This window comes from Paenibacillus sp. CFBP13512 (genome assembly GCF_005233705.1).
Lineage (GTDB): Bacteria > Bacillota > Bacilli > Paenibacillales > Paenibacillaceae > Saccharibacillus > Saccharibacillus nuruki.
This window is the reverse complement of sequence record NZ_QGAD01000025.1, coordinates 16,335-32,810: the sequence shown is the minus strand read 5'-3', so window position 1 is coordinate 32,810 and position 16,476 is coordinate 16,335. Positions and strand designations below refer to the sequence as shown.

Below are 16,476 nucleotides of genomic sequence, written 5' to 3'. Positions count from 1 at the left end.
TTACAATAAAAGTATGTAGCCAATAAAAAAAGCCGTCTTTTTTGACTCAGACGGCTTATCTATTTTATTGATCTTGCATCGCTTTAGCCGCAATATCACTACGCTGATGCTTACCTTCAAATGTAATCTTTTCAGCATGTTCATACGCTTTGGCACGTGCTGTTGCAATATCTGTTCCTAATCCTACAACACCCAGTACACGTCCGCCATTGGTCACCACTTCACCATTTGTACTTAATGCTGTACCTGCATGAAATACCAGTGCTTGCTCATCTATATGTTCTAGCCCACTAATCGGCAATCCTTTAGCATAAGCAGCAGGATAACCTCCTGAAGCAAGGATTACACATACAGCGGCTTGCTCACTCCACTGGATCTCAATATCGGCAAGTGTACCATTTACCGTCGCTAGGAAAATCTCTAGCAGATCACTTTGTAGACGTGGTAAGACCACTTGCGTCTCAGGATCACCAAAGCGTGCATTAAATTCAATCGTTTTGGGCGTGCCATCTGGTGATATCATCAATCCTGCAAATAATACTCCGCTAAATGAACGACCTTCGGCAACCATCGCTTTGGCAGTTGGAACAATAATCGTCTCTATTGCTTCATCAATAATACTTTGTTGGATATGTGGTAACGGCGAATAGGTTCCCATTCCACCTGTATTTGGTCCTAGATCGTTATCATATGCAGGCTTGTGATCTTGCGCCGCCGCCATAGGACGAACCGTTTCTCCATCAACAAAAGCTAAGATCGACATTTCTTGTCCAGCCAAAAATTCTTCAATCACTACTTTACTGCCTGCTTCACCAAATACTTTATCTTGCATAATCGACTGTAATGCATCGACCGCTTCGTCCATACTGTGTGCAACCGTTACCCCTTTACCTGCGGCAAGTCCATCGGCTTTGATCACGATAGGCATCGATTGTTGTTGAAGATACTGAAGGGCAGATGGATAATCATCGAACTTTGCATAAGCGGCTGTTGGAATATTGTATTTATGAAGCAAGTCTTTCATAAAGGTTTTGCTACCTTCGATAAGTGCTGCATTTTTACGAGGACCGTATACTGGAATTTGACGATGTTCAAAAACATCTACAATCCCATCAGCTAGTGGATCATCTGGACCGATCACAACCAAGCCTACTTTTTGTTCTTCCGCAAAATCAGCTAATTTCTCAAATTCATTCACTTGAATCGGCACACATTCTGCTAGTTGTGCAATGCCTGCATTTCCAGGAGCACAGTAAATTTTATCTGCTTTTGGACTTTGGGCAAGCGACCAGATGATTGCATGCTCACGTCCACCACCACCAACCACTAAAATATCCATCACGTCACGCTCCTTTACATAGAGAAGGATTTTTCAAGCCAACAAAGCAACAGACCGAACAAGAAAAATTCGGTCTGTTTTGTTGCATATTGCAAGCGAATTTATAGGAGTACAAACATTGTTTTATAACTATCTATCATCTGATTCTGTAGTATTTCTCAGTGAATCTATTTCCATTTGTGCCAAATCATATTCCTATACGATTAATGTTTGAAATGACGTACGCCTGTAAATACCATAGCGATACCATATTCATTAGCCATTTTGATTGATTCTTCGTCTTTGATCGATCCACCCGGTTGAATAATCGCTTTGATACCTGCTTTGGCTGCCAATTCGACCGTATCACCCATTGGGAAAAAGGCATCTGAAGCAAGAATAGCTCCGTTCGCTTTTTCTCCTGCTTGTTCGATCGCAATTTTAGCGGCTCCTACACGATTCATCTGACCCGCACCTACGCCAACAGTCATATCATCGGCTGCTAATACGATCGCATTGGATTTCACATGCTTCACGACTTTCCATCCGAATAACAATTGCTTCAATTCTTCGCCAGAAGGAGAACGGTCAGTGACGACTTTTAGATCATCTGTTGTAATCGAATGTACATCACTTTCTTGTACGACCATACCGCCTTCAATCGTAGTCACTACATGTTGCGATGTACGTGCTTCCGATGAAGTCAATTCGCCCATTTTCAGCAAGCGAATATTTTTCTTTTTCGTCAAAATTTCTAATGCTTCTGGTGTAAAGTCAGGAGCAAGTACGATTTCTAGGAAAATCTCACTGAGCGGTTGCGCTGTTTCTGCATCAATTGTACGGTTAGCCGCTACAATTCCACCGAAAATCGAAGTTGGATCTGCATTGTATGCTTTGTTGTATGCTTCAGCGATCGTCTCGCCTACGCCTACTCCGCAAGGATTCATATGTTTGACAGCCACAACAGCAGGTTCTGTAAATTCTTTTACAATTTGTAGAGCCGCATTGGCATCATTGATATTGTTGTAAGATAACTCTTTGCCATGAAGTTGCTCCGCAGTCGTCAGTGTACCTGCTGGTGCCATCGGCTTACGGTAAAAAGCTGCCGCTTGATGTGGATTTTCGCCATAACGAAGATCTTGAATCTTCTCATATGTTACTGTGTAACGCTCTGGCAAAGGATCACCTAATACATTGCACAGATAATCAGAGATTAGAGCATCATATGCCGCAGTATGGCGGAATACTTTAGCTGCTAGACGTTTACGTGTATCCAGCGTTGTATCCCCTTCTGCACGTACTTCTTCTAGCACTTGTGCATAGTCGTTAGAATCGACCACTACACTAACAAATGCATGATTCTTCGCAGCACTACGCAACATCGTAGGTCCACCAATATCAATATTTTCTATTGCATCTTCATAAGCTACATCTGGTTTGGAGATCGTTTCTTGGAAAGGATACAAATTCACAACGACCAGATCAATATATCCCAATTCCAAATCTTTCATTTGCTGTTGGTGTTCCGCGCTATCTCGAACTGCCAACAGACCACTATGTACTGCCGGATGTAATGTTTTGACACGACCATCTAGAATCTCAGGAAATCCAGTTACTTCTGAAATACCAATCACCGGTACTCCTGCTTCAGCAAGCAGATTTTTAGTCCCACCTGTCGAAATAATTTCAACACCCAATTGAGACAACTCGCGGCAAAAATCAACCACACCTGCTTTGTCGGACACGCTCACTAGCGCTCTTTTGATACTCATGATGGATTTATTCCTCCTTTAATTTGAAAAAAGTTATGTTTCCACAATCACTTGTCGTCCTTCAAGCGTGACTTTACCTTGTGCAATCTGAGCCACCACTTGTGGATACAATTTCCGTTCAATCTCATGTATCCGTTCGGCTAGCGTCTCTGTTGTATCGTGTGGCTGTACTTCTATAGCTTGTTGCGCCACAATCGGCCCTGTATCCATGCCATTATCTACAAAATGAACCGTAATCCCTGTTAATTTCACACCGTAGGCTAGTGCCTGACCTAATGCATCTTTTCCTGGAAAAGCAGGCAATAAAGACGGATGTACATTGATCATCCGACCCATATAAGGATTCACGATTGTCGGTGTAAGCAAACGCATATAGCCTGCCAACACAATCAGATCAATCCCCCGGCGTTCCAGTTCAGCTACAATCTCTATTTCATACTGTTCACGACTACTGTATTCTTTAGGGCGAAAAACATACGTATCTACACCCGCTTGTATCGCACGCTGAACCACAGGGGCTTGCGGTTTATCAGAAACTAACAATTCGATTGTTGTTGCTTCTGTTGCACCAAAATACCCCTTTTGCCATGCATCGACCATCGCTTGAAAATTAGTGCCTTCCCCTGAAGCAAAGACAGCAATTCGAAAAGGCTTCATTACACATCGACTCCGGTAAATGTCACAACTTTGGTTCCTTCATGCACACTTCCAAGTCTGTATGCGGTCTCGCCTTGTTCTTTGAGAACTGCTAATGCCTGTTCTGCTTGATCCGCAGCAACCACAATCACCATACCGATACCCATATTGAATGTCGTAAACATATCTTTGTGGCTAATACCGCCCTTAGCTTGCATCAATTGAAAAATAGGCAAGATCGGCCAGTTTCCGTATTCAATATCAACATTCACGTTTTCAGGCAACATCCGTGGAATATTTTCGATAAATCCGCCACCTGTAATATGTGCCATCCCTTTGACTTTAACCGCTTCTTGTAACGCAAGTGTTGATTTAACATATATTTTAGTAGGCTCTAGCAATACATCTCCAAGTACAGCACCATCAAGTTCTGCTACCGTATCTTTGAGATCATATCCACCGTCTTCAAGTAACAATTTACGTACCAGTGAGAAGCCATTACTGTGTATGCCACTAGAAGCTAAGCCTAGCACGACATCACCAGATGCGATTTCACTACCTGTGATCACTTTGGCTTTATCTACGATACCTACGGTAAATCCAGCAATATCATATTCACCTTTCGAGTACATTCCTGGCATTTCAGCCGTTTCTCCACCGATCAAGGCACATCCTGCTTGACGACATCCATCAGCAATACCGGATACAATCGCTTCGATCTTTTCAGGAATCACACGATCACATGCTAGATAATCAAGGAAAAACAACGGTTCTGCACCTTGTACCACGATATCATTCACACACATCGCAACAGCATCGATACCAATCGTGTCATGCTTATCCATCGCAAAAGCAAGCTTCAGCTTCGTGCCGACACCATCCGTACCGGATACGAGTACAGGCTCATCATATTTATCTTTGTTCAGGCCAAACAATGCACCGAAACCACCAAGTTCTGTCATCACTTCCGGGCGAAACGTTGTTTTAACGTGCTTTTTCATCCGTTCTACTGCTTCATTCCCTGCCGCGATATCGACCCCGGCACTTTTATAGGCTTCTGACACTGTACATCGCACCTTTCGTTTGGGCTTAGGAAATGGGGTTGCGGGTAGAAGAGTTGGTGAGCTACAGCGCTGCGAGGAAAAGGTTGTTCTATCGTCGCTGTTAAGAATGAATATCTTGATAGGACTGCTGGGCAGTCGATATCCAACCTTAGCTTATGCTTCCGATGTAGTTTTCTATCGAAAACTTGTAAGGCGAGCGCTTCGCTCTTTCGAACAATCCTTTTCCTCTCCGCTTGAGCGTGGTTCAACTTTTCTAAAAGCAGACCCTAATTCTCTAAGATTGTTTTGGTAATGTAATGAGGCTCTACTTCGTAATCGCTGGTTGGATTGTATATAGGTTCGTAGTTGTTGCTTGTTGAACAAGTGTATATTTTTTAATTTAAATAGATATAAGTGATGTTTGAGAAATTGCTATTTATATTGAAAACTCAATTCATTTTTTTAGAAAGTCTAGCGCTATTCAACATAGACTCATAGTAGGTAAAAATATAATAAACATTTAGAGAACATGCATACTTTTCATAACTTCCAAAAAGCTTAGATTTCTTAAATTTTCTGTTCATACTTCAACAAATAATATTAAATATCATTCCATACAAAACCTCTAAAACCTAGTAATACTATACATATGATACAAATAGATATCTTTTTTAAATCCATCATTCTAAATGTTCAAGAAGTTCTAAAATCCCTACTGTGAGGACGACAGGACAATACAGTGCCTTACCATTCTTCCAACTTGCACCAAAAGAGTAGCATCAACATCCACTGCTTTAGATCATTCTGATCTACCCTGCCACCCCCACTAGATCGAACTTTGCATCACTCTGAAATGGTGGCTTTTGAGCATCGGAGCGACGGGACAGGAATGAATCTGTGAGAAGCGTAGCGTTCGCCTTTAAGATTTGGATATCAACCGCTTGGCGGTTAATCAAGATATCCAAGCCTTACCAGCGATCGGGAAGATCATTCCTGTCCCATAGCGGTCCCTAACTCAAACGCCAGCCACCTTTTCCAGATGTAAAGCCTTCGACTAACATCCACATCCGAATTGTTCTTCGCCGCCGAAGTCCGTTTGAGTTGGATAATCGTTGTCGAAGCATGCCATGCACATACCACCTTTGTAGTCTGTGCTGTTGTCGCCACCGACTGCTTTGATCAAGCCTTCAAAGCTCAAAAAGGTAAGTGAATCGGCATTCAGTTCTTTGCGCATTTCTTCAATCGACATCGTAGAAGCAATCAGTTCACGGCGATCCGGTGTATCAATACCATAGAAGCATGGATTTTTAAAAGGTGGGGAAGTGATACGTACATGCACTTCTGTAGCACCTGCATCACGTAGCATATTGACGATACGACGTGAAGTGGTTCCGCGTACAATCGAATCATCGATCATCACGACACGTTTACCTTCCACCACACGGCGTACAGCACTAAGCTTCATTTTGACACCTTGTTCACGTAATTCTTGACTCGGTTGGATAAATGTTCGTCCGGTGTATTTATTTTTAATCATCCCAAGTTCATAAGGGATACCCGTTTGTTCCGCGAATCCGATAGCGGCTGAAATACTGGAATCCGGTACACCTGTCACAAGATCAGCATCGATAAATGATTCCTGTGCCATCACAGAACCCATCCGTTTACGAGCGGCATGTAGATTCGCACCGTTCATATCACTATCCGGTCGTGCAAAATAAATATATTCCATCGAACATAGCGCTTTACGTTGCGGTTCGATATAACGATCTTCGATCAATCCATGTTGATCCAAAATCAGTAATTCGCCTGGTTGAACATCTCGTACTAACTCTGCACCAATCGTTTCAAGAGCACAGGTCTCGGAAGCAAAAATATATGCTTCACCCAGACGACCCATCGTGATTGGACGCAATCCGTTAGGATCAGAAGCAACAATTAATTGCTCATTGGTCATAATCATAAAAGCAAAACCGCCTACAATTTGTCGGAACGCATCTTTTGCCGCTTCGACCAGAGGCTTGTTGGAACGTGCGATTAAGTGAGCGACCACTTCTGTATCACTCGTCGTTTGAAAAATAGAACCCGCTTCTTCTAGCTCACGCCGAATCTGCGGAGCATTCACAATATTACCATTAGTGGCTAGTGCCAATTCACCTGCACGATAGCGAAATACTAATGGTTGAGCGTTGGTAAGACGACTATCTCCACTGGTCGAATAACGGACATGACCAATCGAGATATCACCTGTTAACGAACCTAAAGTATCTTTATCAAAGACTTCTTTAACCAGTCCCATACCACGATGATAATGAAATTGGTTACGATCACTTACACATAAGCCTGCGCTCTCTTCCCCGCGATGTTGAAGCGCATGTAATCCATAATAAGAAAGGGAAGCGGCTTCGGAATGTCCGTAGACTCCGAAAACACCGCATTCTTCTTTTAATGTATCAAAAATATCATTGGGACCGGTACCTTGATTATAATAATCACCTGTCCACAACGTCTGTTTGTTTAATTCATCAGACATGGAATCGCATCCTCCCAGACTTGACGCAGATTGTTCACCTGCTCTGCCAAGACTTGTTTGCCGTCCACTTGGATTTGAAGTTCTGTGCCTTGCACTTGACCGATACGACGTACAGGTACACCTTGAGATTGAATATGACTTTCTAGAGCATCTGCTTGTGCAGGTGTTGCTGATAACAAGATACGAGATTGACTTTCGCTGAATAACAGTAGATCATGACGCAAGTTGTCGCTGTTGAGTGCTACGCTTGCACCTAATTTACCGCTAATGCAAGACTCTGCTAAAGCTACAGATAATCCACCTTCAGATAGATCATGTGCAGATTGAACCAGTCCGCTTTGAATCGCACTCAGTACGCTACCTAGCAATTTCTTTTCGGTATTCAAATCTAATGCTGGTGGGCGACCTTCTGTCACCTGATGAATCACTTTCTGGAATTCACTACCGCCTAATTCTGCAAATGTATCTCCCAGTACGAAAATAACATCGCCTTCGTTTTTGAATCCTTGTGTAGTGATATGATCTGTATCATGAATCAATCCCACCATACCTACAACAGGCGTAGGATAGATCGCTCCACGAGTATTTTCATTATAAAGGCTGACATTACCGCCGATGACTGGAGTATCCAGTACACGACAAGCTTCTGCCATACCGTCTACTGATTTTTCCATTTGCCAGAAAATATCTGGTTTTTCAGGGCTACCAAAGTTGAGATTATCTGTAATGGCAAGCGGCTCCGCACCTGAGCAGACAATATTACGAGCCGCTTCGCTGACAGCGATTTTACCGCCTACTTCTGGATCAAGGTACACATAACGTCCATTACAATCGGTTGTCATGGCGAGTGCTTTGCGTGTACCACGAATCGTGATGACGGCTGCATCTGATCCTGGACGAACGGCTGTGCTTGTACGCACCATATAATCATATTGATCATAGACCCAAGCTTTGCTTGCTACCGTTGGTGAAGCTAGAATTGATTTCAATGCACCACTGAGATCAGTCACTTCATCATAACGATTGGTATCTACATGTGCTTGTTGCTCATAATACGCTGGCACTGAAGAAGGCTTATCATAAATAGGGCACTCATCCACTAGAGCATGTACAGGCATATCACCTACTACTTCGCCATGATGCAATAGTTTCAGTCGTCCATCATCGGTTACTTTACCAACTTTGGCACAGATAACGCCCCAACGTTCAAAGATCTCCATCGCTTGTGCTTCGTCTTTCGGCTCCACCACGAACAACATCCGTTCTTGAGATTCAGAGAGCATCATTTCATAAGCTGTCATGCCATCTTCACGCTGTGGTACTTGATCGAGATACAATTCTAGACCGTTTCCTGCTTTACTTGCCATTTCCGCACTTGAACATGTTAGACCTGCTGCACCCATATCTTGAATCCCTAGCACAATACCGGAATCAATTAATTCCAAGCAAGATTCCATGACCAGTTTCTCCATAAATGGATCACCGACTTGTACTGCGGTACGTCGAGCTTCTGATTCTTCTGTCAATTCTTCAGAGGCAAACGTAGCTCCATGAATTCCATCACGTCCTGTAGGAGGCCCTACATAAAATACAGGGTTACCTACCCCTTTAGCGACACCACGTTGAATTTTGTCATGATCGATTAATCCTACACACATCGCATTCACAAGTGGATTACCATCATAACTTTCATCGAACATCACTTCGCCGCCAACCGTTGGAATCCCGATACAGTTACCATAACCTGCAATCCCGGATACCACATGCTCGAACAAATATTTCACACGTTCACTTTCGAGTTTACCGAAACGCAAAGAGTTCAATACCGCTACAGGTCTTGCTCCCATAGAGAAAATATCACGAATGATTCCACCTACACCTGTTGCCGCTCCTTGAAAAGGTTCAACCGCAGAAGGGTGATTATGACTTTCGATTTTGAAAACAACAGCTTGATTGTCACCGATATCGACAATCCCTGCACCTTCACCCGGCCCCATCAATACACGAGGTCCAGTTGTAGGAAAGCGACGTAGTAACGGTTTGGAGTTTTTGTATGCGCAGTGTTCCGACCACATTACACTAAATACGCCGATTTCGGTGTAGTTCGGTTTCCGTCCGAGAAAACCGCAGATCAACTCATACTCGCTATCCGATACACCCATTTGTTTGTATATTTGCTGGTCTGCGACTTGCTCCGCCGTCGGTTCCTTAACGGATGTTTGCTGCGTCATGTTGATCCCTCCAAGCTTTCAAAATAGATGTAAACATTTTTTTGCCATCTGCTGATCCTAACAATTCATCCACTGCACGTTCAGGGTGAGGCATCATGCCTACAACATTGCCACGTTCATTACAAATCCCTGCAATATCATGTAACGATCCATTCGGATTATGTCCATATTGGAAAACGATCTGGTTATTATCTTTTAATTGTTCTAACGTCGCATCATCACAATAGTAGTTGCCTTCACCGTGAGCAATCGGAATCGTAATTTCTTCACCATCTGCATAATCACGAGTAAATGGAGTCTGGTTATTCACGACCGTTAGCAATGTATCATGACAACGGAATTTCATCGATTCATTACGAAGTAAAGCACCGGGTAACAGACGAGCTTCAGTCAAAATCTGGAATCCATTACAAATCCCAAGTACGTATTTGCCTTGTTCTGCGGCTTTAGCCACTTCAGTCATCACCGGAGCAAATTGAGAAATCGCTCCACATCTTAAGTAATCTCCATACGAAAAGCCACCTGGAACCAAAATACAATCATACGCTGATAAGTCTGTCGCTGTGTGCCAAACATATTCTACCGATTCCCCTAAAGTGTCTTCAACTGCTTTGAAGCAGTCAATATCACAGTTAGAGCCCGGAAATACCAAGACTGCAAATTTCATGGATTTAACCCTCCAGTTCGAAACGGTAATTTTCAACAACCGTATTAGCTAGCAACTTCTCGCACATCACTTTCAAGCGTTCTTCTGCTTCTTCACGATTATCTGTATCCAATTCAATCTCCATGTACTTCCCGATGCGAAGACTCTCGACTTCATTGAATCCTAAAGAATGAAGTGCACCTTGAACAGCAACACCTTGTGGGTCAAGTACGCTTTGCTTAATGGTCACGTAGACAGTAGCTTTAATCATGTTATTTTTGTTCCTCCTTAGATTAGGTGATGCTGAGTTAATATTGCTAGGTGTATCAGGTAGTGATTACTTTAAATTGAGAACTTTGAAAATGAATGACTTGGTGATTCTATAGATACCTCGCTATGGTCACAGATGATTCTGATTCCTTCGCTTGGAACGAAGAATCACTTTATTTGTACTTAGTGTGTAAATGCTTAGTTTAGAGCAAAGAGCTACAATTCTGGTCGATAGATCAGGTCGCAATCTCAATCAGAGGGGTGAAGTGAGCAGAAAATATGACTTGGTAGACTGCCTTGATATGGATAGTCTACATAGTGAACACCATGCAGTCCTTATCTTTTCTGTCCCACCCCTAACGAGCGCCAATTGATCTCGATCCGGGCGGAGCGGAGGGAAAGAAATCATCCATAAGAAGCGTAGCGTTCGCCTTTAAGAATGAATATCGACTGCCAAGCAGTCATTCCAGATATTCATTCTTAACAGCGATCGGCAGGATGATTCTTTCCCGCAGCGGTCTCCCCAAGGATCAAATCAATTGCCTCCCCGTTAACTTCTGATAGATGGCTAGATAGCGTTCGGATGTGGCTTGGACGACAGATTCTGGTAAAGGAGCAGGTTGGCTGTTTTTATCCCAATCTGTGCCTGCCAGATACGTGCGTACTGGTTCTTTATCCATACTGTCGATTTCGATATCCAGTGCATAGTTGTTTTTCGCCCAGAAGCGTGAAGAATCCGGCGTGAAAATTTCGTCGATTAAGACGACTTTGCCATCAATCAATCCGAATTCGAATTTGCAATCTGCTAGAATAATATCGTGTTGATCACAATACTGACGGGCATATTCATAAAGTTGAATACTTTTGGTTTTTAATTCTTCAGCAAGTTCTGCACCAATTCGATTTTTCATGTCGTCAAAAGAAATATCTTCATCATGACCAGTATCATTTTTGGCAGCAGGGGTGAACAACGGATTAGGGAATACACCATTTTTACGCAAGCCTTCAGGAAGGGTAATCCCGTTCACTTGACCGGTTTCTTGATATTGTCTCCACCCACCGCCTGTAATATAACCACGTACTACACACTCCATATCGATACGTTCCGCTTTGCGTGTGACCATAATGCGGTTACGCAGTGCTTCCGGGTCACGCACGATATCGCCTAATTGATCGACATCAATATGTACGACATGATTATCGATCAGGTTGTTGGTTTGTCCGAACCAGAAAGCACTTAAGCGGTTCAACACTTCCCCTTTGTGTGGTACAGGTGGATCAAGTACATAATCAAAAGCAGAAATGCGATCAGTAACGACTATCAGATAGTGCTCGCCCAGATCATACAATTCGCGTACTTTTCCTTTATAGATCAGCGGTGCATTAACCAGATCAACAGCTGTTGTGACGGCTTGCGATATCATGTGTAGTGTCCCCTCTTTCCTATTCCAGACCGAGTTTTTTGAAAATCGTATCGACATGTTTCAGATGCCATGATGGGTTGAATGCTTCTTCAATTTCTTCAGCATTCAATAGTTCTGTTATTGCAGGAGTTTCCAAAATAATATCTTTAAACGAACGTTGCTCTTCCCACGCTTGCATTGCACGAGGTTGAACTGTATCATACGCTTGCTCACGGCTGATACCTTTATCAATTAATTTAGTCATCACACGACCGGAGAAAGGAACACCGTACGTACGTTGAATATTGCGTTGCATATTTTCAGGGAATACCGTTAAGTTTTTGATAATGTTACCAAAGCGATTCAACATGTAGTTCAACAACATCGTTGCATCTGGCAAAATAATACGTTCTACCGATGAATGTGAAATATCACGTTCATGCCACAACGTTACATTTTCATACGCAGACACCATATGACCACGGATTACACGAGAAAGACCTGAGATATTTTCAGAGCTGATTGGATTACGTTTGTGAGGCATGGCAGATGAACCTTTTTGACCTTTAGCAAAAGCTTCTTCGACTTCACGCACTTCACTCTTCTGTAGTGCCCGTACTTCAGTTGCAAATTTATCAAGCGATGTTGCTACCAAAGCCAGTGTTGCCATATATTCAGCATGACGATCACGTTGTAACGTTTGTGTAGAGATGGGAGCCGCTTTGGTACCTAACTTGTTACATACGAATTCTTCTACAAAAGGATCAATATTCGCATATGTTCCTACAGCACCAGACATTTTACCGTATTGAACGTTGTCGGCTGCATGACGGAAGCGCTCCAAGTTACGTTTCATTTCTTCATGCCATAATGCCATTTTCAAGCCAAATGTAGTCGGCTCTGCATGAACACCATGCGTACGTCCCATCATCGGTGTATCTTTATAAGCGATCGCTTTATCTTTCAAAATTTCGATAAAATTGATAATATCACGTTCTAAGATTTCATTGGCTTGGCGCAAAAGATAACCAAGTGCTGTATCCACCACATCTGTTGATGTTAAACCGTAATGTACCCATTTACGTTCTTCACCCAAGCTTTCAGATACCGCACGGGTAAATGCAATCACATCATGACGTGTTTCTTTTTCGATCTCATAAATGCGATCCATATCAAAAGAAGCACCTGCACGTAATTTTTCTACATCTTCTTTTGGAATAACGCCTAATTCCGCCCATGCTTCACAAGCGCAAATTTCTACTTCCAACCAAGCTTTAAATTTGTTCTCTTCACTCCAGATATTTCTCATTTCAGGTCTGCTATAACGTTCGATCATAAGTTTATTCGTGCCTCCATATATTCGTTTGGTCTATCCATGCCAGAGCATCTTCTATATTATGACACAGCACATTGATATGTCCCATCTTGCGCTTGTGTTTGGCTTCTTCTTTCCCATATAAATGGTACTTAGGGTTCACATGTAGTGATGTTGTTGAGAGATCGACCTGTATCATCTTTTCAGTAATTGCAGGAATGTGTTCTCCCAAAATATTGACCATCACTACAGGTGAGCGCAATGCTGTACTTCCCAGAGGCAATCCGCAGATCGCTCTTACATGCTGTTCGAACTGTGACGTCTCGCAAGCTTCAATCGTATAGTGACCTGAATTGTGCGGACGAGGTGCTAATTCATTTACATATAACTGTCCATCTTCGGTGCAAAATAATTCAACAGCCAGCAATCCCACCGCATTCATAGACTCTGCAATAGCTGCCGCCATTTGTTCCGCACGTTGTTGTATTTCTGCCGATACACGCGCAGGTACAATCGAAAGATGAAGAATATTATCCACATGAACATTTTCAGATACAGGAAATGTCTTGATCTCTCCATTGGAGCTACGAGCAGCAATTACAGACAACTCACATTGGAAATGAATAAATTGCTCAACCACTAACTCTGTTCCTGCAACACTTAATTCGTCATAGGCTTGCTGGGCTTGCTCTTCATTCCGAATCACAAATTGCCCTTTGCCATCATAACCGCCTGTTGCTGTTTTGAGCACACAAGGTGTTCCGAATTGCTGTACCGCTTGTAACGTTTCTGCTGCACTGCGTACTTCCATATAAGGAGCTACGGTTGCGCCTGCCGCTTCAATCGCACGCTTTTCACGTAATCGGTGTTGAGTCGTGTATAACAATTGACTCCCCTGGGGTACATACGATTTCTGCTCTAACAATGCCGCTACATCAGCATCTACATTTTCAAATTCATACGTAATCACATCGGCTTGGCTCGCTAGCATTTCAGCAGCTTGTGGATCATCATAACGTCCTACGATTTGCTGACTGACCTGACCGCAAGGTGCATTGGTCGCTGGGTCGAGTGTAATAAATTGATACCCGAGCGGTGTTCCTTGCAGAACCATCATGCGTCCCAACTGTCCGCCACCTAAAATCCCTATCGTAGAACCCGGTGGAATCAATTTAGAAGATTGAATGTCACTCATAGCGTATCACTCGAAGCGATCACTTCTAGACGAATCCGTTCACGTCTAGCTTCTACACGCTTCATAACTTCAGGGTCAAAAGCACCGATCATCTGTGCCGCTAACAATCCTGCATTCGTGGCTCCTGCTTTGCCAATCGCTACAGTAGCTACTGGAATCCCGCCGGGCATCTGGACGATTGATAATAAAGAATCTAGACCTTTCAATGCCGCCGATTGTACAGGTACACCGATAACAGGCAATAATGTTTTGGCTGCGATCATGCCCGGTAAGTGAGCGGCTCCACCTGCACCTGCAATAATCACTTTAATTCCACGCTCTTGCGCTTGCTCTGCAAATTCAAACATCAAATCCGGTGTACGGTGAGCAGAGACTACTTTTTTCTCATAAGCAATTTCGAGTTCATCGAGCATCTGACAAGCATGTTGCATCGTTTCCCAATCTGATTTGCTACCCATAACAACAGCGACCTGTACCGACATGTTATAACCTACTTTCCAAGATAAAATTAATCTATCGTGTTCGATAAGTAATCTGTAATTGTATTTAGCATAACATTCACTTGTTCTCACAATGTTAGCACCGCTTCACACGAAAAAAAATCCGCAGATCCTGTTAGAAATATGTTCATTTCCAGGTTCTTCGGACTTCAGGGAGCTTAACAGATCATACATATTGCATCCGCAGTATAGACAGCCCTATCCCTTTCAAAAAAAGTATAAGGTCTACCATCAAGACTACAATGACATAGATGGATCTGTTTACTCTCGTAGTCCGAACATTTACGGTATTCGGGTAGAAACGTCCGGGCCATATTCCCGGTTTTATACGAGTCATTATTTCATACGTTTGATAAGCTTCATGTGTTAGTGTACCAATCTACAACACATCATGTCAACTTAAAGACGAACGTTTTATGATACTAATATTATATTGTTCGTATTTAAAGGCTTTCATCTTTGATTTCTTTCGTACTTGTTCCCTATCAAAATAAAAAAGACGCATAGAACCGTTGTCGCTTGGACAATCATTCTATACGTCTTCAGAGGGCTACAAGTGTAATGCATACCTTTTAGATCTACTGATAGCTTTGGTGTTACTTCACAATCAATACTGGGATTTTAGCGTGTTGTACAACATTATGACTCACACTACCCAATACAAATTCACGAATACTACCGAGTCCACGACTACCAATAATGATCACATCGCAGTGGTTCGCTTCTGCATACTCTAGTATGTTTTGTGCTGCTGCACCTTGAATCATTTCCACACTGATCGTATTGCTAATTCCAGCTGCTTCTAAGCGACGTTTAGCTTCTTTCGCTGTTTGTGTCGCTAATTCATACAATTCCTCGTTAGACGTTGTCGGTACAGGTACAATCCCTTCCCCTACAAAATAACGTGGAAAATCAAACACATGAATTGCATGAATTTCAGCGTGTGGCGCTGCTGTTGCAAGTTCAACCGCACGATCTAGTGCTTTGTTAGATGCTTTGGAACCATCGTATGCTAATAAAATTTTGGAAAATAACATATTATCCATCTCCTCTATGCCAGTGGGTATCCATTGGTGGTGTGATTATGCTGCATCTGGATTTCTGAGATCAGGATTCTGTAGGATATCTGTTGTTATGTAAGACGGGTCAACAGAATGAAGATATCATCCATCCATAACACTTAGACAATGATCGTAAGCGTTATACTTTCAGTATACTCCTTTATTACCCGTTATGCTCATTTCATGAAACGAAACAAAGACCTGATAACGAATTATCAGGTCTTTGCTCTTCTAGTGTTTACCGTATCCATGTCATCCAGATATAACCGTACACCACAATATTTAAAATCAATAACAATGGCACACCGATTACAAATGAACGATGTTTGGTTTTGTGGCGCTTGGTCATCATCGCGATCCAGATCCCCAAAGCTCCGCCGATAGCCGCCCAGATAAACAACGTTTTCTCTGGTATACGTTCACGAGTACGATGACGTTGTGCACGTTTTTTGTCTGTGACCATCACGATATAAGCAATAATATTGACAATCAGCAGCCAGACCCATAATACCTGTTCCATTTCTGTCTGCCTCCATTGATTCAATCTCTACAG

At 42.7% G+C, this 16,476-nt stretch carries 14 protein-coding genes and 1 riboswitch; all 14 genes read right to left on the bottom strand.

Annotation, left to right across the window (positions count from 1 at the left end):
* Positions 1 to 64: 64 nt before the first annotated feature.
* The 14 genes from purD to PaeCFBP13512_RS21450 all read right to left on the bottom strand — a co-directional run bounded on the left by purD (position 65) and on the right by PaeCFBP13512_RS21450 (position 16,443).
* Positions 65 to 1,339, bottom strand: coding sequence for a phosphoribosylamine--glycine ligase (gene purD / locus PaeCFBP13512_RS21515; protein ID WP_137225858.1), 1,275 nt, complete (start codon positions 1,337 to 1,339; stop codon positions 65 to 67).
* A 203-nt stretch (positions 1,340 to 1,542) separates the two neighbouring features.
* Positions 1,543 to 3,090, bottom strand: coding sequence for a bifunctional phosphoribosylaminoimidazolecarboxamide formyltransferase/IMP cyclohydrolase (purH, locus tag PaeCFBP13512_RS21510; RefSeq protein WP_137225856.1), 1,548 nt, complete (start codon positions 3,088 to 3,090; stop codon positions 1,543 to 1,545).
* 33 nt (positions 3,091 to 3,123) lie between these two features.
* Positions 3,124 to 3,747 (bottom strand): phosphoribosylglycinamide formyltransferase, encoded by a 624-nt coding sequence (gene purN, locus PaeCFBP13512_RS21505; RefSeq protein ID WP_137225854.1) that lies wholly within the window; start codon positions 3,745 to 3,747, stop codon positions 3,124 to 3,126.
* On the bottom strand, positions 3,747 to 4,790 hold the full coding sequence (gene purM / locus PaeCFBP13512_RS21500) for a phosphoribosylformylglycinamidine cyclo-ligase (RefSeq protein WP_137225852.1): 1,044 nt from the start codon (positions 4,788 to 4,790) through the stop codon (positions 3,747 to 3,749). The genes purN and purM overlap by 1 nt, the downstream gene beginning before the upstream one ends.
* 1,033 nt (positions 4,791 to 5,823) lie before the next feature.
* Positions 5,824 to 7,302, bottom strand: a complete 1,479-nt coding sequence (gene purF / locus PaeCFBP13512_RS21495; protein ID WP_069328924.1) for an amidophosphoribosyltransferase — start codon at positions 7,300 to 7,302, stop codon at positions 5,824 to 5,826.
* Positions 7,287 to 9,533: a phosphoribosylformylglycinamidine synthase subunit PurL gene (purL, locus tag PaeCFBP13512_RS21490; RefSeq protein ID WP_137225850.1), complete on the bottom strand. Its 2,247-nt coding sequence runs from the start codon at positions 9,531 to 9,533 to the stop codon at positions 7,287 to 7,289. The genes purF and purL overlap by 16 nt, the downstream gene beginning before the upstream one ends.
* Complete coding sequence (gene purQ, locus PaeCFBP13512_RS21485) at positions 9,511 to 10,200, bottom strand: phosphoribosylformylglycinamidine synthase subunit PurQ (protein ID WP_137225849.1); 690 nt, start codon at positions 10,198 to 10,200, stop codon at positions 9,511 to 9,513. The genes purL and purQ overlap by 23 nt, the downstream gene beginning before the upstream one ends.
* Before the next feature lie 4 nt (positions 10,201 to 10,204).
* Positions 10,205 to 10,450 carry a phosphoribosylformylglycinamidine synthase subunit PurS gene (purS, locus tag PaeCFBP13512_RS21480; protein WP_069328921.1) on the bottom strand — a complete coding sequence of 82 codons (246 nt, stop codon included), beginning with the start codon at positions 10,448 to 10,450 and terminating at the stop codon, positions 10,205 to 10,207.
* 529 nt (positions 10,451 to 10,979) lie between these two features.
* The gene (locus PaeCFBP13512_RS21475; RefSeq protein WP_137225847.1) at positions 10,980 to 11,873 is read right to left on the bottom strand and encodes a phosphoribosylaminoimidazolesuccinocarboxamide synthase; all 894 of its coding nucleotides are present in this window, start codon (positions 11,871 to 11,873) and stop codon (positions 10,980 to 10,982) included.
* A 19-nt stretch (positions 11,874 to 11,892) separates the two neighbouring features.
* Positions 11,893 to 13,188, bottom strand: a complete 1,296-nt coding sequence (purB, locus tag PaeCFBP13512_RS21470) for an adenylosuccinate lyase (RefSeq protein WP_137225845.1) — start codon at positions 13,186 to 13,188, stop codon at positions 11,893 to 11,895.
* A gap of 4 nt (positions 13,189 to 13,192) precedes the next feature.
* The gene (gene purK, locus PaeCFBP13512_RS21465) at positions 13,193 to 14,362 is read right to left on the bottom strand and encodes a 5-(carboxyamino)imidazole ribonucleotide synthase (RefSeq protein WP_069328918.1); all 1,170 of its coding nucleotides are present in this window, start codon (positions 14,360 to 14,362) and stop codon (positions 13,193 to 13,195) included.
* On the bottom strand, positions 14,359 to 14,844 hold the full coding sequence (gene purE, locus PaeCFBP13512_RS21460; protein ID WP_137225843.1) for a 5-(carboxyamino)imidazole ribonucleotide mutase: 486 nt from the start codon (positions 14,842 to 14,844) through the stop codon (positions 14,359 to 14,361). Before purE ends, purK begins: the two co-directional genes overlap by 4 nt.
* Positions 14,845 to 15,112: 268 nt before the next feature.
* Positions 15,113 to 15,214, bottom strand: a riboswitch (purine riboswitch).
* Between the two features lie 244 nt (positions 15,215 to 15,458).
* Positions 15,459 to 15,899 carry a universal stress protein gene (locus tag PaeCFBP13512_RS21455; protein WP_069328916.1) on the bottom strand — a complete coding sequence of 147 codons (441 nt, stop codon included), beginning with the start codon at positions 15,897 to 15,899 and terminating at the stop codon, positions 15,459 to 15,461.
* A 262-nt stretch (positions 15,900 to 16,161) separates the two neighbouring features.
* Positions 16,162 to 16,443: a DUF1294 domain-containing protein gene (locus tag PaeCFBP13512_RS21450; protein ID WP_069328915.1), complete on the bottom strand. Its 282-nt coding sequence runs from the start codon at positions 16,441 to 16,443 to the stop codon at positions 16,162 to 16,164.
* Positions 16,444 to 16,476 lie beyond the last annotated feature (33 nt).